This window comes from Limnothrix sp. FACHB-406 (assembly GCF_014698235.1).
Lineage (GTDB): Bacteria > Cyanobacteriota > Cyanobacteriia > CACIAM-69d > CACIAM-69d > CACIAM-69d.
On record NZ_JACJSP010000007.1, the window covers coordinates 39,230 to 57,806 of the forward strand.

General features: G+C 55.2%; 15 protein-coding genes and 1 pseudogene. 8 read left to right on the forward strand and 8 right to left on the reverse strand.

Annotated elements, in window-relative coordinates; translation table 11 throughout:
• Positions 1–145: 145 nt before the first annotated feature.
• The 5 genes from pilM (at position 146) to H6G53_RS08970 (ending at position 6,856) form a co-directional block, all read left to right on the forward strand.
• Positions 146–1,297: a type IV pilus assembly protein PilM gene (gene pilM / locus H6G53_RS08950; protein WP_099534315.1), complete on the forward strand. Its 1,152-nt coding sequence runs from the start codon at positions 146–148 to the stop codon at positions 1,295–1,297.
• Between the two features lie 221 nt (positions 1,298–1,518).
• Positions 1,519–2,475, forward strand: a complete 957-nt coding sequence (locus H6G53_RS08955; protein WP_190532161.1) for a PilN domain-containing protein — start codon at positions 1,519–1,521, stop codon at positions 2,473–2,475.
• Positions 2,465–3,241 carry a hypothetical protein gene (locus H6G53_RS08960; protein WP_099534313.1) on the forward strand — a complete coding sequence of 259 codons (777 nt, stop codon included), beginning with the start codon at positions 2,465–2,467 and terminating at the stop codon, positions 3,239–3,241. Before H6G53_RS08955 ends, H6G53_RS08960 begins: the two co-directional genes overlap by 11 nt.
• 142 nt (positions 3,242–3,383) lie before the next feature.
• Positions 3,384–5,597 carry a type IV pilus secretin family protein gene (locus H6G53_RS08965; RefSeq protein WP_199309190.1) on the forward strand — a complete coding sequence of 738 codons (2,214 nt, stop codon included), beginning with the start codon at positions 3,384–3,386 and terminating at the stop codon, positions 5,595–5,597.
• Between the two features lie 326 nt (positions 5,598–5,923).
• Complete coding sequence (locus H6G53_RS08970; RefSeq protein ID WP_190532164.1) at positions 5,924–6,856, forward strand: Npun_R2821/Npun_R2822 family protein; 933 nt, start codon at positions 5,924–5,926, stop codon at positions 6,854–6,856.
• A 188-nt stretch (positions 6,857–7,044) separates the two neighbouring features.
• Here H6G53_RS08970 and sds read toward each other — a convergent pair whose 3' ends face one another.
• The gene (sds, locus tag H6G53_RS08975; protein WP_099535223.1) at positions 7,045–8,016 is read right to left on the reverse strand and encodes a solanesyl diphosphate synthase; all 972 of its coding nucleotides are present in this window, start codon (positions 8,014–8,016) and stop codon (positions 7,045–7,047) included.
• Positions 8,017–8,695: 679 nt separating this feature from the next.
• Between sds and H6G53_RS08980 the strand changes: the two genes are divergently transcribed.
• Positions 8,696–8,995 carry a hypothetical protein gene (locus H6G53_RS08980; RefSeq protein ID WP_099535225.1) on the forward strand — a complete coding sequence of 100 codons (300 nt, stop codon included), beginning with the start codon at positions 8,696–8,698 and terminating at the stop codon, positions 8,993–8,995.
• Positions 8,996–9,529: 534 nt separating this feature from the next.
• Here the strand turns inward: H6G53_RS08980 and H6G53_RS08985 are convergent.
• On the reverse strand, positions 9,530–10,735 hold the full coding sequence (locus H6G53_RS08985) for a 4-hydroxy-3-methylbut-2-enyl diphosphate reductase (protein WP_190532388.1): 1,206 nt from the start codon (positions 10,733–10,735) through the stop codon (positions 9,530–9,532).
• A 429-nt stretch (positions 10,736–11,164) separates the two neighbouring features.
• Positions 11,165–12,052 (reverse strand): annotated as a pseudogene (locus H6G53_RS08990) (alpha/beta fold hydrolase); the annotation flags it as partial.
• Positions 12,053–12,200: 148 nt separating this feature from the next.
• Here H6G53_RS08990 and H6G53_RS08995 point away from each other — a divergent pair.
• Both H6G53_RS08995 and H6G53_RS09000 read left to right on the forward strand, forming a co-directional pair.
• Positions 12,201–13,412 carry a site-2 protease family protein gene (locus H6G53_RS08995; RefSeq protein ID WP_099535227.1) on the forward strand — a complete coding sequence of 404 codons (1,212 nt, stop codon included), beginning with the start codon at positions 12,201–12,203 and terminating at the stop codon, positions 13,410–13,412.
• A gap of 117 nt (positions 13,413–13,529) precedes the next feature.
• The gene (locus tag H6G53_RS09000) at positions 13,530–13,685 is read left to right on the forward strand and encodes a PCP reductase family protein (RefSeq protein WP_099535229.1); all 156 of its coding nucleotides are present in this window, start codon (positions 13,530–13,532) and stop codon (positions 13,683–13,685) included.
• A 110-nt stretch (positions 13,686–13,795) separates the two neighbouring features.
• On the opposite strand, the gene cysW is transcribed toward H6G53_RS09000, so the two are convergent.
• The 5 genes from cysW to fraC all read right to left on the reverse strand — a co-directional run bounded on the left by cysW (position 13,796) and on the right by fraC (position 18,302).
• Positions 13,796–14,662 carry a sulfate ABC transporter permease subunit CysW gene (cysW, locus tag H6G53_RS09005; protein WP_190532167.1) on the reverse strand — a complete coding sequence of 289 codons (867 nt, stop codon included), beginning with the start codon at positions 14,660–14,662 and terminating at the stop codon, positions 13,796–13,798.
• Between the two features lie 159 nt (positions 14,663–14,821).
• Complete coding sequence (gene cysT, locus H6G53_RS09010) at positions 14,822–15,667, reverse strand: sulfate ABC transporter permease subunit CysT (protein WP_190532169.1); 846 nt, start codon at positions 15,665–15,667, stop codon at positions 14,822–14,824.
• 238 nt (positions 15,668–15,905) lie between these two features.
• Positions 15,906–16,724, reverse strand: a complete 819-nt coding sequence (locus H6G53_RS09015; RefSeq protein WP_099535235.1) for an ABC transporter permease — start codon at positions 16,722–16,724, stop codon at positions 15,906–15,908.
• A gap of 336 nt (positions 16,725–17,060) precedes the next feature.
• On the reverse strand, positions 17,061–17,657 hold the full coding sequence (locus H6G53_RS09020) for a DUF5357 family protein (protein WP_099535237.1): 597 nt from the start codon (positions 17,655–17,657) through the stop codon (positions 17,061–17,063).
• Positions 17,658–17,720: 63 nt separating this feature from the next.
• Positions 17,721–18,302 carry a filament integrity protein FraC gene (gene fraC / locus H6G53_RS09025; RefSeq protein WP_099535239.1) on the reverse strand — a complete coding sequence of 194 codons (582 nt, stop codon included), beginning with the start codon at positions 18,300–18,302 and terminating at the stop codon, positions 17,721–17,723.
• Positions 18,303–18,577: the final 275 nt, after the last annotated feature.

The following is an 18,577-nucleotide window of genomic DNA, read 5'->3' on the forward strand; positions in this document are numbered from 1 at the left end:
CCATCAGCGTTTTCGGCTTTTTGAGCCATCCATTCCCTGCCTGCCAACCCATTTGGGGCCAAACAATCCCCCTGATTTTGGATCCCTGATGGTTGCCCATCGGCCCCTTGACTGCCATTTTCGGGTCTCCTAACCGTCCCCAACTATGAACGCTGCTGGAAACTTGTTTGCCCCCTTAACCAACGCGATCGGCAGTCTCTTAGGAGGCGGTAAAAAAGGCATCGGCATCGAAATTTCACCCGAACGAATTAACCTGGTTCAACTCCAAAAAAAGGGCCAGAAATTCAAGCTCAATATCCTCTCTTCCGTCGAAGTTCCTGAAGGCGTGATTGAAGAGGGAGCGATTGTGGATCCCCCCGCCGCCGCCGAACTCATTCAGGCGGTCATTCAAGATAGCCGCGTCAAGGTCAAGGAAGTGGCCACGGCGATTCCGGGGCGCGAAACCGTGATTCGTTTGATTCCCGTACCAGCGGAACTCAATGATGATGAACTGCGGCAATACATGAACCAGGAAGCGGGTCTTTATCTGCCTTTTCCTCGGGAAGAAGCGGATGTTGACTATCAAAAACTCGGCTACTTCACCGATGAAGATGGAATCGAAAAGGTGCAAGTGTTGCTGGTGGCCACACGTCGAGAAGTCACTGATGCTTATCTGGACACCTTTGAGCAGGCGGGGCTACGAATCAAGACCTTAGAAATCAGCAGCTTTGCCCTCATTCGCACCATCCGCGAACAGCTCCGGGGCTATGCTTCCAATCAGGCCGTGGTGCTGGTGGATATTCAGTTTGATAGCAGTGAAATTGCGATTGTGGTGGATGGCGTGCCGCAGTTTTCGCGGACAGTCCCGATCGGGACATTACAGATGCAAGAGGCTTTGAATCGGGCGATGAACACGCCCCCCAGCCGCAGCACGGACATGCTGATGGAGATGACCATTCCCATTTCGCAAATCGAGGCCGTGGGGGCCGCTTCGGGCACAACGGGCATGAGTCCCGGTTCGGTGGCGATCGTGAAAATGATGGGCGAGTTGGCCGATGAGTTGCGGCGATCGGTCGATTTCTATCTCAACCAAAGCGAAAATTTGGAAATTGCCCAGTTGATGTTGGCGGGGCCCGGCGCGGCGATCGGGGAAATTGATGAGTTTTTTACCCAACGGTTAAACGTGCCCGTGATGCGGGTTGACCCGATCGAGTCCTTGGGTTTGGAGGCCGACAGCGACATCACCGAAGCCCAACGCGCCAGCTTGGGAGTCGTGTTAGGGTTGGGGCTGCGGAATGCACTCGATGACCGGGAATAGGGGGCCCTAGCACGTAGCCACCGACGCGCAGCCATTGACTCGCAAGGGTTGTTGCTGTTACCCCTGTTGGTTAATGTCGGTTCAACCGCTCAACTTCTGAATTGACCCATCGACTCCCTGCCCGATCGCCCCTGATCGATCGTCCGCCCTTCTGCCCCGGGTGATGACCGAGCTGAATCCCGAGACTGCAAACCCCGAGCCACCCGACTGTTGCCCTCGCTATGTATAGTCTCAACATCAACTTCCTGAAGGATCGCCCCGAGTACCAAACCGCCGGGGCCGGCAAAACAGCGGGTGCGGCTGTCGCCCAGGCGAGTAAGTTGCCGCTGATTTTGGGTGTGATGGTGGGTTTGGCGGTTCCGGCGGCCATCGGTGGATTTTGGGGCTATCTCCAGTTCCAAAAAGCCGCCTTGGAACAGAGCCAAGCCGAACTCAATAAAGACTTGCAGGAATTGGAAGCGGAATTGGCCAAAGCGGCCCAGGCCGAAGCAGAGATGAAGGCGATCGATCAGCTCACCCAAGGCTTGGTGGGGGTGTTCAGTCGCGTGAAGTCTTGGTCTGCCCTGCTGGGTGATTTGCGCGATCGACTGCCGGTGGGCGTGCAGATGACGGCCATCCGCGAGGTCGAAGACAAGAACGCTGCCACCGCCGCCGCCAGCACCCCCAAACCCAGCCCTGGCGCAGCCGCCGCGCCCGCGGCCAACAAACCCATTCGTCCCCCGAAAACCCTGACGATCGAGGGTTATGCCAACTCCCTGGAAGGGGTGGGCGAGTTTTTGCTGCTGCTGCAAAAGTCGCCCTTTTTGGATGCGGCTAAAACCCAGTTAGTGGGCAGCCAGGCGATCGATAACCCCGCCCAGATCGTCCAGGCGAACCAAGAGGTGCAAGATGGCATTGCCTATGTGCTAGCCGCGCCCCCGCCCACTGCGGCGGCCGCCGGTGGCCAAGTTAGAATCGTTGCGCCGAAGGTCATTAAGTACACGATTCAGTCGGCTTACACGACCAAGCCCGCTGAAGAGTTGCTGCCGGTGCTCGATCGCAACGGAGCCTCCGGCCTTGTGGTGCGCATCGAAACCATTCGCCGCATTTTGGCTGAACAAGGCAAAACCCCCAACACCGGTCTCACCCCACCGGCCGGCGACAGCGAGCCTAAGGAGAATACCAACAATGGCGTTTAGCGCACAGCAAGCGGTCACGGAACCCAGCGATCCCGTTGTTTTTGGGATTACCTTCACACCCACCATCCTGGGTGGTGTTGTGGCCGCCGTCGGTGTCATTGGCGGCGTAGCGCTCCTGATTCAGGTGGTGATGCCCCAATACGAAGAATACAAAAAGCTTGAAGAGGATGTGGCCACCAAACGAGAACGCCTAGAGCAGGTGGCCGAAGAAAAGCGCAAGGTGCAGCAAACCCTCGACAATTTGCAGCGGGCCCGCGCCACCCAAGAGCAAGTGCTGGCTTTGTTTCCCGCTCCCACCACGGTTTCGGTGCTGCCGCTGGATCTCAACCGGATTGTTTCCGAACAGTTTGGCCAAATCACCAAGCTGGAACCTGTCCCGGTCAAAAGTCCATCGGAGGAGATGGTCACCGATGGCTCTTGGGGCGATGCGGTCAACAGCAAAATTCGGCAACTGGTGCTGAAGGTGGGGTTCGAGGCGGACTACGATCGCACCGGCAACATCCTGCGCAACCTTGAGCGCTATCAGTCAATGCTGGCGATCGATGATTTGACCTCCGAGCTAAAACTCTCCAAGCAGGCGGTGCGGTTTGATGACAAAACTGGGCAGTTTGTCGCCCAAGGTGCGCCCCAGGTTCGGATTCAAACCAATTTTTCGTTAAAGGTGCTCCTACCACTCTCGGCTCGGGAGTTGGCCCAACAGGCCGCCGCCGAAGCCAACAAAGCAGGCGAAAACGCAGATAAACCGGAGGGCGAAGCACCCAAGTAATCGCCAGAAAGTAATCGCGAGATTGGTGGCCGAGGGATCCGCAGCATCATGATGTTCTGACTCGATCGCCCTGGCGAACACCCATTTTCCTTTCCCTAACCCCAACAACCACGATCGACAAAACAGCAGTGAGGAGCGAACGGTGAACTACGAGCGGATTTTGGGCAATGCAGCGCTGATGGGTGGGTTGGCAACGGTGGCGATCGTGCAGCCCGCCTTGGCCGAAACCAACGTGCTGGATGTGCGGATCAGCGGCAGCGGCAGCGGCGTGGATGTGGAGTTGGTGACCGATTCGGTCGATCGACCCCAGGTGTTCCTGTTGCCTCCCCAAGGAACCAGCCTGATTGCCCATGTGGCCGGCGCGCGGTTGGTGGTTCCCGGCGGCAACGTGACCCGAGCCAACCCAGCCCCCGGGATTGCAGCAGTGGAAGTGACCCAACTGGATGGCAGCACCGTCCAGGTGACGGTACGTGGCACCACGGCTCGCCCCACCGGTCGCATTCGCCCCAGCAACAACAATGCCGTTCTGCTGAGCTATGCCGGCACGACCACCCCCAGCACCCCAAGCACCCCCAGCAATACTGGCAGTCCCGTAGCCCAAACACCGGCCAACACCGGCTCGCCGGTTGGCAACGGCGCACCCAACGTCCTGGTTCCCAACCCCACCATCACCATTGATGGTCAACCGGCCGTGCTCAGTCCGGCGGTGGCTCCCCCCACTATGCCCCGGGCGATCGCCCCACCCGTTGGCGACATTGCCATTTCCGATCTGCCGATCCAGCCCTACACCATTAACCTGGGCAGCAACCAAATCATTCCCCGTTTGGTGTTACGAGAAGCCCCCGTGCGCGAGGTGTTGTCGCTGCTAGCCCGGGCCAGCGGCGTGAACATTGCCTTCGCCGACAACGCGGCTGGCCCCACCCCCGGCAGCCCCACCGCTCCCGGCACGCCTCCCACCACCGGAGCCGATGCTCGGATTAGCCTCGACATTGAAAACGAATCGGCCCAGGACGTTTTTAACTACGTCTTGCGGATTAGCGGTCTTCAGGCCAGCCGCAATGGCCGCACCATTTTTGTGGGCCGCAGTTTGCCCAACGCGGCCCGGGATGTGGCCATGCGTTCCGTGCGCCTCAACCAAGTGCGGGCCAACGAAGCGGCTGGCTATTTGGTGATTTTGGGGGCCGAAAGTGCCACGGCGGCCACGGAGCGAACAACGGAGGTTGTGCGGATCGGGGCAGAGCAACAGCAGCAGGGCGGTGGTGATGCGCAAGTCCAAGCGGCTCCCTTGACCCAAACCCGCACTAGTGAGCGCACGGTCATTAACCCGCTTCGCTATGACCCGAAAGATTCGGTTCCGATTCTCCGCGGCCTGCAAATTGCGGTAGATCAGCGCACCAACACCATCACCTTGGTGGGGCAGCGGGATTTGGTTGCCCTGGCTTCTGAGCAGTTGTCGCGGATTGATAGCCGCCTGCGTCAGGTGGTGGTGAATGTGCGGGTGATTGACATCAACCTGCTGCAAAACGATCGACTGGGTACGAGTTTCTCCTTTGGGGTGGGCGGTACTCGCATCGTCAACACGGGCGGCATCGGGGTGATTAACTGGAGCGATCGGGGCGCGCCCTACTCCACCAGTCTGGCTCCCGAGTCCGTTGGGTTTGGGCCCGTTTCGGTTCCCCTGTCAATTTCAGGCGATGTGAATGGCCAAAATCCCAATGGTTTTAACATCGCCAACGACTTCCTCGCTCAGCTCCAAGCGTCTGTGGTTAACGGAAATGCCAAAATTCTGACCGATCCAACCTTGGTGGTGCAGGAAGGGCAAGTGGCCAACGTGGAACTCACTGAAGAAGTGGTGGGAACCGTGGAGGCGGAAACGGAAGTTTCCAATGGTGTGAGCAACACGACTTTCACCATTGAAAAGGAAAAGGCCGGCCTCGTTTTGGGCATTCAAGTCGATCGAATCGATGACAATGGTTTTGTGACCCTATCGGTTTCGCCCTCGCTGAAAGTCCCGGTTGATCGGTTTGGGGCCCTTGAAGATAATGCCTTTGCCACTTTGTTGTCTGAGCGGAAGCTATCATCCGGCACGATTCGGATTCGGGATGGCCAAACCCTAGTCCTGGCGGGCATTATTCAAGACACGGATCGTAGCGAAGTGCGCAAGATTCCGATTTTGGGTGACTTGCCGCTGTTGGGGTCTCTGTTCCGCCGCACCGATCGCCGCAACGAGCGCAAGGAGTTGGTGGTGTTGCTCACACCGCAATTGCTGGACGACTCGAACGCTTCAACCGCTGGCTACAGCTACACGCCCAGCCGAGAAGCCCAAGAGCTAATTCAACGCACCAACATGCGATAGAAAAACACTGGCGGTTGCTGTTTTCAAGGGTTGACGGCATCCATCGAGCAAATTAAGGGGCGATCGAGCGGGTTCGATCGCCCCTTTGAATTTCTGAGCAGATTATTCTTGATCAATATCAATTTCATCGCCCAATTCTTTCTCAGCCGATCGTCCCTGAGCGCATGATGCTTGGGCGCATGATTCTTGGGCGCATCATCTTTGAGCACCGTCCAAGATGGCTCCGATTTATGGGGATTTGGCAACCGATGGCAAGAATAAAGGTTCAGGCCTATGCTGAAATGGCCAAGGATCGGCTGAACTGAATTGCAAAGGATCGATCGACTATGAGTCGTGGATTTTATATCATCGCTAATGACAAAGTAACGGAACATGCGATCGCGCTGCTCGAAAGTATTCGGGCAACTGATTCCGAAACACCCGTTATGCTCATTCCCTATGATGATCACTACCAAAAGGTTGCCAAAATTCTGAGCAATCGCTTCGGTGTTTTATTATTTGAAGATCTAGAGTTTATTCAGCGTCTTTCTGTTCAGCTTCAAAGCATCTTTGGTCAGGAATTTTTCGCTCGTCCTAATCAGTTTCGTAAACAAGCTTGCTGGTTTGGCCCCTTTGATGAATTTCTCTACATTGACACAGACCTGATTGTTTTTGAGCCGATTATTCAATGCCTTGATGCCCTCTCTGAAGCAGACTTTGTTTGCTATGACTATCAACATGCTGGAGGTCTGAAGGACGTTTTCACATCCACCGTTCTCGAGCAAGGCATTTTTACAGAAGAAGATTTGCGGGGAACTTTTAACGGCGGTTTGTGGGGATCTCGCAAGGGATTAATTACCGAACAGGATTTGTACGACACCTTTGCTGAATGTGCCGCTCACCCAGAATATTTTGATTTTTCTAAGAAAACATCCGACCAACCGATCATTAACTACATGGTTTTGCGTCGGTTTCCTCGGCGTTGGAATTGGACACAGCGACCCGCAAAGGGGCCCGGAAGCTGGGCCGGTAGCAAACATTTTGTTTGGCAGGGCGATCGCTTGATTGATCCAAAGGTCAACAAACCCGTTCCCTATCTGCATTGGGCCGGCATTCGACTCCAGCCCGGTTGTCCCTACTGGGAACTGTGGGAGCAATATCGATATTTACACGAACCGAAACCGACCGTTTCCCCGTTGGCCCCGCCACCCCCGCGATCGATCTGGCAACGGGCCCTGACCAAGGCCAAACGCATCCTGAAGCCCCATCCCAAACGCTAGGGCCGATCACTCGGATTCGCAAACCCCCGGTTCTTACATCTCAAAATCCTGAGGGGCAAGGGGCTTAAGCCCCTTGTCTGGAGTGGCTGTTGGTTTGAGATCGTGATTGATCTGGATCGTGATTGCTCTGGGATGATCACCCGTTGGCGACCATCACCCGATCGCCCCCCCTTGAAACCCAGCCAACCTTAGTAAATCCGTTCGATCGCGTAATGTGCCAACCCCACCAAGGCCTCCCGCGCCGCCGACGGAGCCAACACCATCACATCCTCGATCGCCTGCTCCACGTGATGTTTCGCCAAAGCACGAGACCGCTCAATACCCTGGCTCGATCGCACCAATTCCAGGGCCGTTTCAATATCGCCCTCCTCTGAAAACTCCCGCTCGATCGGCCCCTCCAGTTGGGGGAACTCCTCCAGCGCATACAAAACCGGAGCCGTCAGATTGCCGCTGCGCAAATCTGACCCCGCCGGTTTCCCGAGCACTTCATCGGAACTGGTGAAATCGAGAATGTCATCCACCACCTGGAACGCCAAACCCACATGGCGACCGTAGCTATAGAGCCGCTCAGCCACCGATCGCTCCACATCGCTCAGAATCGCCGCCGCCTTGGAACTGTTGGCCACCAGCGATGCGGTTTTGTAGTAGCTCTTTTGTAGATAGGCTTCCAGGGTCAGGCTGGTGTCAAAGCGATTGAGGCCTTGGTCAATTTCGCCCTCCGCCAAATTCATAATCACTTCCGAAAGCAGCTTCACCACTTCCAGATTATCCAAATTCGCCAAGTACCAAGAGGACTGGGCAAAGAGGAAATCGCCCGCCAGCACCGCCACCCGGTTGTTGAAACGACTGTGTACCGTGGGCACACCCCGCCGCGTTCCGGCTTCATCCACCACATCGTCATGAACCAAGCTGGCCGTGTGGATCATTTCCGTAATTTCTGCCAACCGTCGATGTCGGGCCGTAATTTCCGCTGACCCCATCGTGGCCCGGGCCACCAACAACACAATCGCCGGTCGCAAACGCTTGCCGCCTGCACTGAACAAGTGCTCTGCCGCTGCATAGAGGATCGGATGCTTTGCGCCAACCAGCTTGCGCAGGTTCATCGTCATGGCATCAAGATCGGCTTCAACCGGAGAAAGCAGGGAAATCGTCGAGGTCATGGATTGGCCCGGTGCAGCATCAGGTTACGAAATTTTACGCATTCTGTGATTATTTTAAGCTAACCCCAGACCAATCCGTGTAGATGAGTGGGATCGGGATTTGTCAAGGTTACGGTGATTGATCGGGGATCGCTGTTGCACGAATGCCCATCAATACGGGCTTTTGGGGATTTCTAAAGATTTGTAAAAACCACCAAAAATTCACTGTCAACCCTGAGAAATCAGGTGTTATTCTATAGGTCAGGGGTTTCTAAAAACTTCATGGGAAAGCTGCCCGCTGCAAGCTTTGCCGAATTGAATAGGACTGGACTCCGAAATGTGAATTGCGTGAGCACTATCACACAAAGACGACCAGATCCAAGCCGCTATCAGGTCTGCTGACCCGAACCAATCCGGTAGCGATCGCGAATCAGCATCCTTAAGGGTGTTCCGGTTCCCGATGGGATGGTTCTATTCAGTGAGGCCCAGACCCAGATAGGGGTTAAGCACTAGGTTGGACTCCGATTCTCAATTGCCTTGAGTCAGGGTTCGGCCTTGGTGTGCGCCATGGTGAGTGCTGTCATTGTTTTGAAACGGCGACCGGGGGATGTCGATCGCGTTTTGAACCATATTTCAGTGCTGGCTTCAGCGCGACCATATTTTCAGCTCACAAAAACTATATTCATGTACAGTTACTGCTATGAACGCGCTGGGACTGTTGGTGGGATTGGCCCTCTACCAAGGATTGGTGATCGCAAATCGGTATTCATTACCGATTAATAACGTGGCGCATTTGGTGTTTCCGCAGCAAACGTCTTGGACTATTTTGGGGGCATCGGTAGTCTATTTGGCGGTGGTTTATTTGCTGCTGTCGATCGCACAGCAACGCTATAAAAACCGCTACCAAGAAGTCGCTGAACGAGTTACGGAATCCAGAGGCGATCGGGTGGAATCGTTGGGGTTATCGGATGGTCGCGACCTGGCCACCAGACGCTTTTAGCTCCAGGAGCAAAAGTTGAATAAAGGTCAAACCAAGAAGGCAAAGGACACAATATCCAACAGGTTCTCTCTAGCAGCATTTCTCTGATGAAATGATTGAGTTCAACCAAGATTGGATTCAACTCTTGGGTTCAAATATAAGGATCTCAAGTCCCTAGTCAATCCAAGTTGCTGTGAGGGGATGTCTCAACAATCAAAATGCTACCTTGTGGGTCTCATCGATCAATTTAACCGATAGAGACAAGGGGCTTAAGCCCCTTGCCCCCACGACTGCTAGTGCTTTACAAGCCATTACCGCTCAGACATCCTCTAAGCTTTTGCCACAACAGAAACGGGGTGCTGGTTAAGAGCCAGTACCCCGTTTTTATAGCGTTTTTGGCGGGGCTTTTGATGAGGCTTCTGATGAGGCTTTTGATGGGGCTTTCGTGGGTTAACAAAGTTGCCTATCACGATCGCCCATTAAGATCGCCCATTAAGATCGCTCATCAAGCGTTAACGTCCTAGACCGCCTCTCAGAATAAAAATTCTAGCTAGCCTATTGAGCGAGGCGTTCTTTGCAGGCAAAAATCCGCTCGATCGTTTCCTCAACGGCCTTATCCGGCGTGGATGCACCGGAAGTGATGCCCACGGTGATCGGCCCGGCGGGTAACCAGTTTTCGGCGCGTTCGATGTCGCCGTGGAGAGGTTTGTGCTCGATCGCCCGCTCATCCACAATTCGATCGGCACTGTCAATGTGATAGGAAGGAATATGGCGTTCGATGGCAATTTCCTGCAAATGGGTGGTGTTGGAAGAGTTAAACCCACCAATCACAATCATCAAATCCATCGGCGCATCCACCAACTCAAACATGGCATCTTGCCGTTCTTGGGTGGCATCACAAATGGTGTTGAAACTCATGAAGTGCTCGTTCAATTTGTCGGGGCCAAAACGTTGCATCATGGTGCGCTCAAATAGTTTCCCGATCGCCTCGGTTTCGCTCTTGAGCATGGTGGTTTGATTCGCCACACCCACCCGATCGAGATCCCGATCGGGATCGAACCCTTGAGAACAGGCCTTGGCAAACTTGGCGAGAAATTCTGTCTTGTCTCCGCCGTGCAGAATATAGTTGCTGACGTATTCCGCCTGCTCCATATTCAGCACAACCAAATATTTATTGGCAAAGGAACTTGTGGCGATCGTTTCCTCATGGTTGTATTTTCCATGAACGATTGAGGTGTAATCGCTTTTTTTGTGTTTTTCAACGCTATTCCACACCTTCGCCACCCAAGGACAAGTGGTGTCTACGATGATGCAACCGCGATCGTTCAACAGTTGCATTTCCTGCACACTGGCCCCAAACGCCGGCAGAATCACCACGTCTCCTCGTTCCACCACCGAGAAGTCTTTTTGGCCATGGTTCACTTCAATGAACAACACGCCCATCTGTCGCAAATGGTCATTCACCGATGGATTGTGAATGATTTCATTGGTGATCCAAATGCGCTCCGTGGGGAATTGTTTGCGGGCTTCATAGGCCATGGCCACCGCCCGTTCCACCCCCCAACAAAACCCGAATGCTTGGGCCAAGCGAATGGTCACATCGCCCCGGGTCAACACATTGCCATTGGCCCGCAGTTCTTGAATTAAACCGCTTTGGTAAGAGGTGGCCATGGTTTCAGCCACCGCTTCTCCGTGACCAAACCCGCGCCGAAAGTAATTATCGGAATGGTTCAGCGATCGCCGAAATGCTTTGGTATCCAGAGGGGCGGCGGTTTGGGCGGCGCTGTCTTGGGTCTCGGGGGCCAGGTCGGTGACGGGCGTTTCCATGCGATCGCTCTCGGGATTTAAATCGAGTTTTGTTTAAACGGCTCGGCCCCATTGTATCAGGGGCGATCGGGCAGTGATGGGCCGGATCCAGCGGCAGTGATGGACTTCCTGCGCAACCTATTCCCCATCTTTTTCCCACTCCAAATCCGTTGGCGGTTCGATCGCCCTCACATCTTCTCGATAGAAGTGCCGGATGCCTTGGCCCTGTTCCACTCGCACCGTCACCGCCCGATCGCCCACCTGTGCCACCTGGCCGCGCAGGCCGTTCCAAATTGGGTCTCCGTCGGGCCGCACCACTGCAATTTCCACCCAATCCCCGATCGACAAGGGTGAATGCTGCTGCTTGGCTGCCGCTTTCCAAAGAATCCAATCCCGCAGCAAATAGTTCACCTGCTTGGGAGCCTCGTCTTGGGGGCAGTGGCCGACCCCTTCCAAATTCACAAACCGCTCAACGGCTGGGTATTGCTCGAAGGCCAACCCACGCTCGATCGGCTCCCAAGGATCCGCCGCGCCCCACAGAATCATGGCCGGACAAGGCAGCTTCGGGAGCAAGTCCTCTGGCAACGGCCCTTGGGAATAGCGCGTGAAGGCCAAGAACACATCGGCCGCCCCCGGATCACGTGCCGGTTCCATCAGGATCTCCACCAGCTCATCCGTCACCGCGCTGGTGTCTCGGTAGGCTTGGCAAAGAATTTTGCGCACGGTGGCCGGCTGGGCAATTTGTTGGAAAAAAGTTCGGCCCAACCAAGGCCAACCCAAGATTTTTTGCAAATAGCCGGAGCCAACCCGCTTGAACCAGGGCAGCTCGGCCCGGCGGCGATCGTGCAACAGGCGCAAGGAACAGTTCAGCAACACCACCGCCCGCGCCAGCTCGGGGTGGTCAACGGCCGCCTGCATGGCCACCACGCAGCCGATCGAGTTGCCCACCAAAAACGCCGCTTCCCCAACCACCTCGCGGCAAAAGTCCGCCACCAACTGCCCCCAAGTCTCGAAGGTGTAGCGAATTTCCCAATCGGGCGTGGGCTTGGCTGACCCCCCAAAGCCAATTAGATCAAGGGCAAACACTCGGCAATGTTGCGCCAAAAAGGGAATATTTTTACGCCAATGCCGCCAGGAAGCGCCAAACCCATGGATTAAAACCACAGCGGGGCCAGCATCACCCGAATGCTGATAGCAAATGCGATGGCCTTGCCAAGTCCAAACATAAGGACAAGCATCGGTGGCGGAAAATTGGGTGAGTTCAGGGGCGATCGCAGTCACGGCAGGGGGAAAGGGATTGGAAAAGGGAGCCTAACGAGATTGTAAAGCTGATAATTATCAATTTCCTTGCGTCGATTCAGTCGATCCAAGGAAGCGCGTTACCCTGGAAGAAAGAGTTCGATCGATTGAGGCGGTTACCATGCAAAGCGGTTGGCGCGTGGGGTCGATCTTTAACATTCCGCTACTAGTCGATCCATCGTGGTTTTTAATTTTGGTTTGGTTTTCGGCCGCCAACAGTGTTGAGTGGGCGAACCGCTATCCCGATTGGGGCGCGGGGCTAACTTGGCTGTTGGGTTTGCTGACCGCTTTGTTGCTCTTTGGCTCCGTGCTGGTGCATGAGTTGGGTCACAGCTTGGCGGCCCGATCGCAAGGCATCGCCGTGAATTCGATCACCCTGTTCATGTTTGGCGGTGTGGCCGCGATCGACCGGGAATCCAAAACCCCCGGCGGCGCAATGCAAGTGGCGATCGCGGGGCCCCTCGTCAGCTTGAGCCTGTTTATTTTGCTGTCCGCGATCGGGCGGTTGGCTCCCACCAGCCCGCTCACCATCCTTTGCTTGAATTTGGCACGGATTAATTTAGTGCTGGCGGTGTTTAACCTGATTCCCGGTTTGCCCCTCGATGGCGGCCAAGTGCTGAAAGCACTGGTTTGGAAAGCCACCGGCAGCCGGTTTACGGGCGTGCGTTGGGCCGCCAAAGCTGGCCAGGCGATCGGCTGGTTGGGCATCAGCTTGGCGGCCTGCCTGATCCTGTTTGTGCCCGGTGGTCTCCAGGGGTGGTGGATTGGGTTAATTGGCTGGTTCTGTTTGCGAAATGCCGCCAGTTACGAACGCCTGACCACCGTGCAAGAAGCCCTGGTGAATGAACGGGTGGCCAATGCCCAGTCCCGGGAATTCCGGATCGTGGATGGCCACCTGAGCCTGCGGGATTTTGTGGATAACTATCTGCTGACGGCCGATCGCCCGGAGTACTTTGTGGCCATGGATGGCCGAGATCGGGGCCGGATTGATCCCGAAAGCCTCAAAGCCATTGACCATGAGCGCTGGCCCTGGATTCGGGTGGTGGATGCTATCGAACCCATTGACCGCCTCGCCTCGATCGCGGATAGCGCCACCCTGGCCGAAGCGGCCCTGCTGATGGAAGAACGGCAGGTGAAGCGGTTGGTGGTTTTGAGTCCGATCGGTTCCGTGGTGGGCACGCTCGATCGCGCTGACCTCACCCGCCAAATCATGCAGCGGCTCAAAATCGTGATCAATGAAACGGAACTGAAGCGGTGCAAAGCCGAACATTGCTACCCATCGGGCTTTAACCTCGGGGCGATCGCCCGCACCCTGGCTGAAGAGATGGCCTAGGGGCCTGCTGACCCGGTTGCCACCGCTCTCAGTTGCCGCTGTCCTGGGTGGCGACCGCTTGACCAGTCGTAAATCCCAGGCAATCTTGTTAACTTGCTCGTCTTGATTTGCTTACTTATGAACTGGACTCCCGAAGCCGAAGCCAAGCTCAAAGAAATTCCATTCTTTGTACGGCCCGCCGCTCGCAAAAAGATCGAGAAATTCGCCCAAGAAGCCGGTGAAACCACCATCACCGTTGAAGTTTACGAAGCCGCCAAGAAAAAATTTGGCTAGGGATTGCTTAAGGCTGTTCTTCTGTGGCGGCTCGGGGCGATCGACTCGATCGGCTACTGATCTACTGATCTACTAATCTATTGGTGGCGTGGGGCGATCGACTCGATCGACTACTCATCCCCTGTTTGCGTTTGCTGTTCCAGCACCGTTTTCAGCACCAACGTCACCAACGCCAAGCAAGCCAACAGCAACGCCGCCGTATAGGACGCTTGGGTTTGATATTGCTTGTAGGCTTCCTCCACATACAGCGGCAAGGTCTGCGTTTTGCCCGCAATGCTGCCGGAAACCACCGCCACCGCTCCAAACTCGCCCATGGTGCGAGCATTGGTCAAAATCACCCCATACATCACACTCCAGCGAATGGATGGCAGCGTCACTCGCCAAAAGATTTGCCACTCATTCGCGCCCAAGGTGCGGGCGGCTTCCTCTTGGTCTTTGCCCAAGTCCTCAAGCACCGGCAACACTTCCCGCACCACAAAGGGCATCGTTACAAAGGCCGAAGCCAACACGATTCCCGGAACCGCAAAGATGATCTTGACATCCCAATCTTGGAGCAAGGGGCCAAACCAACCTTCCCGCCCATAGAGCAGCACCAACATCAACCCCGCCACCACCGACGGCACGGAAAACGGCAGGTCAATCACGCTTAACAGAAAAGCGCGACCGGGAAAATTGCGCCGCGTCAAAGCCCAAGCCGCGCAAAGCCCAAAAACCGTGTTCAAAGGAACCACAATCACCGCAATCAGCAGCGTCAGCAGAACGGCTTTTTGAAAGTCGCTCTCTTGAAGCGCAGCCCAAAACCCCGGAAAACCGCCCGCAAGCGCTTGGTAAATCACATTCAGCAGGGGAATGACCAGCACCAGCAATAAATAGGCAGCAACTCCCAAGATGAGAGTTAGTTTCACCCAATCAACTTTGAAGTTTTTTTGGGGCAAGGACTGGGGAGCGTTGGGGGGATTCAGAGGGGTCGAAGCCATGGTGACCGACGGGGAAAAGTTCGCAAAGGTGGATTGACGAAGGGGTGGCGTGCGGCTGGTGGCGGCCGGCGCGACGCACTTTTAACGATTAACTTTTAACGATTAATCGTGAAAGGACTGCAAACAGTGGTTGCGGCGGTCGCTTCCATTGGGAAAAAACTAGTCGTAGCGGCGACCCCAAGCTTGCAGCAGGTTAATGATCAACAGCATGACCAGGGAAATCAGCAGCATGGTGGTGCCAATGACGGTGGCTCCTTCGATGTCGTACTGTTCCAGCTTTTGGAAAATCAAGACGGAAGCGACCAAATCTTGAAAAGGCATGTTGCTGGCAATCAGCACCACTGAGCCGAATTCCCCTACCGATCGAGCAAATCCCAGGGCCACCCCCGTGATGGTGGCGGGCAGCAGGGGCGGCAACAGCACTCGGGTGAAGGTTTGCCAAGGGGAAGCCCCCAAGCTCCAGGCCGCTTCTTCCAGTTCCGATTCAATTTCCCGAATCACGGGCTGCAAAGTGCGCACCACAAAGGGCAGGGAGATGAAGAGCATAGCTACCCAAACTCCCGTGATGGTGAAGGAAACGCGGACTTTCAGGGGAGCCAGCAGGGAGCCAATCCAACCCGTTTCGCTGTAAACCGTGGCCAGGGTCAGGCCGGCTACGGCGGTGGGCAGGGCGAAGGGCAGGTCGATCGCCGCATCCAGCAGCCGCTTACCGGGAAATTGGTAGCGCTCCAGCACCCAAGCAACGATGAACCCCGCCAGACCATTGACCGCAGCGGCCAAAAAAGCCGTTAAAAAGGTGGCCTGATAGGTGGCCAGGGCGATCGGGGCGGTGGCCGTTTCCCAAAAGCTCTCGATCGGGAGGGTGCTGGCTTTGCTGAACATGGCCGCAAAGGGCAACAGCAACAGCAGCAACATGTAGCCGATCGTGACCTGCCAGGGAATGGAGAGGTTCTGGGGCCAGGCCCAGCTGCGACGCGGACGGCGGGAAGTTGCGTTGGCGGTCATAGGGATTTTGCAACGAAGTCGTTTTCAGGATAAGCCAAAGGGTTCCCGAAAGTACACATTTCCAATCGATTTAGGGGAGATTCTTCAGAAACTCGGGGTCTAGCGTCACAGAAACTCGGGGTCTAGCGTCATGGGTGTGATGTCCGGGTGATACACGGGCAATGTGTGGGTGATCTCCGGGCAAGTCGCCATGGAATGCGTTGGATGGGCGATCGCTCCCTGAGCAGAAGAATGGCCCTTAGAACTCTCGTCGCGAAAAGGCGAAAATTGCCCCACACAACAGCAGCACAGCGTATAAAACCCCATACACCGCATCACCGATCAACAGATGCCCCTCGGGAATTAGGCCATACACGGCGAGGTTTTTGAGGTTAAACCGCTCCAAATCCGGCAGGATCAGATAGAGAATTTCCGTCAGCCGCTGCATAAAGGGATCTTGAAGCTGAATCCCGATCGTCAGCAGGTTGCGGCTGATGTGGCCCATCAGGTAAATCGCCAGGGTCAGCACAACCGCCAGCAGGGGGCTGGTGAAGGATCCCAGCAACAGGGTCACCGCCGCAATCAGCACCAGCTCCAGCCAAGCAAACAGAGCCGTCAACACCATGGCACTGAGTTCAAAGCTGGCCCGTCCCCACAACCACAGGCCCACCGTTTGCACCAGCGTGGCCCCCGTGACCCAGGCCGCCAACAGCATCGACAAACCCAAGTGCTTGCCCAGCATGAATTCTGTGCGGCTGAGGGGTTTGGCGATCGCGAGCAAAATGGTGCGGCGTTCGATTTCGCGATCGATCAGCCTTGTGCCCACCAAAATTGTCACCAACAGCCCCAGCAGACTGGTGGCGGCCAAGCAGCCATCGAGCACAATTTTGCCAGCGGAATCACCGGCGGAAATTAAGGGTACTAGGGCGATCGCCAGCACCAAGGCTACGGCATAGACCAAAAGTAAATAGCCGATTTTGGCGCGCCAAGCCTCCAGAAAAGCATTGTGGGCGATCGCCCAAATTCGCTGGCCACTGAACCCAGCCAAGAATGCTCGCCAACCTGTTAATTGACCCATGTTCCTGACGAATTCTGAACGCAACGTGAATACAAGAGAGAAAGGGCAAAGTCGCTGAATTCAACGTTGATTGATCGGGTGTCGATTCCTTCAAGATCAATCAATACTAATCAATCCTAAATTAATTACAGCCTTTACCTAGAACGATTGGCACACCATATCGCGGGTGTCATGGAGCAATTATCAGGTGGGCACTGCCCACCCTACGGGCTAACGCTGGATCTGATGTTAATTAGTTCAAGGATGATTGATCCAAAACTAATTAACTCAAAGCCAATGAAGCCGAAGCTACGACCACTCTGTTGATCCTAATGATCCTAATGAGATCGATCAACCCTATTGAAACAGATCGACTGGCCAGACAAACATGCTAGCCGCATAGGCTCGGACATCGTTATTATTCAGAGCCGGATGTTGATCGATCCAGGATTGGATCATGAAAGCAAACCGAATCCAAAAGGCCAGCAAGAAATGGCCCAGCAACCACATCGCCAAAGGAATGCGCTCTTTGATCGGCACTTTGTAGCGAGAATCCGTGGGCTTGCTGAGAAAGTCTTGGACAATTTTGATGGTAATTGAACTGAGCGGAAAGGTTAAGCAAGCTAGGTACAGGGCATCGGTGCGATCGCTGCTGGGATCCGCCAAAAACCGATAGAGCAGCAGGGAGCACAGAGCACCGGCCATCCAGGGGCCAAGGGAAACACCCCGAATTTGAATTGGCTTTTGCTCGATCGACCAAACCACCCCAGACAGGGCCAACATCAGGGCACTGAAGCCCGCAAAGGTGCGCTGTAATTCCAGGTTATTCGCCCCCAACCGTGCCATAACAGACAAGATTAAAAAGCCAATGCTGACCCAGAGCAAAGTCTGCCAGGAAAAGGCTTTTCTGGGTTGTACAATTTTCCAAAAATCACCGCTAATTTCTTTGAGCATTGTCTGTCAATTTCCTATAACTTACAGTGGTCTTACGGTTGTCTTTGAACTCAATGAGTCACCCTAAGCCTGACGAAGGGCAAAGAGAATGCTTTGAATGGCAATCACCAAAGCGCCAATGCCGGTGCTGGCAATATGTCCCCAAAAAATCGTTTTTTTGGCCAATTCACTTTGAATGGACTGATAGCGCTGAAAGAAGCTCTGAAGCTGCTTGCGCATGGTGATGGTGAGGGTGGGGGTTGTTTCGGTTTCCGGCTCTTCCGGAAGGCCCAAATCAGCACCGGGGGCAGGATATTTCAAGATTAAGTCTAGGAATTGGACGGCGATCGACTTCAGTTCAAAGATCAGGAAAAAGACGATCGGGACAACAATTAATAACCAGTTATTTAGCTCGCTCGACCAAACGCCTTGCAAGATCAGCGACTGCAAATCGTTTTGAATTGAGGGCGGGAACAGCTCATAGGCCGTGAAGAAACAGGCCCACCCCACGCACAGCACCAGCAGTTCCATGGCGGCGGCATATTCCACGCTGCGGCGCTGGTTCATGCCCGCCAGTCGGTTGAAGATCACCGCTTCACTGGCGATCGCGATGAACAGAAACAAAATCTGAAAAATAACGGTGGGCAAAGGCAAGATCAGAGGCATAGGGGCGATCGGGGGGGTGTCAGGGTTTGCAGGATGGGATTTGGGGCCGGTTAATGCTGATTTTACCGGGCTGGCTTCTCAGCGATCGGGGGGGTTCGGTCGCGATCGAGCTGATCGGGGCGATCGGGTCTGGGCGCTTCGGTCTAAGATCCTGAGGGCGCGGCATTGGGATTATGACCCTGCATTGGCCCTGCATTTTGCATCGCTGGCGCTGCGGGAAAAGCGGCGGCCGGAGCCTGGGGCGATGCCTTGTTCCCTGTCCCGTTGACGACCCG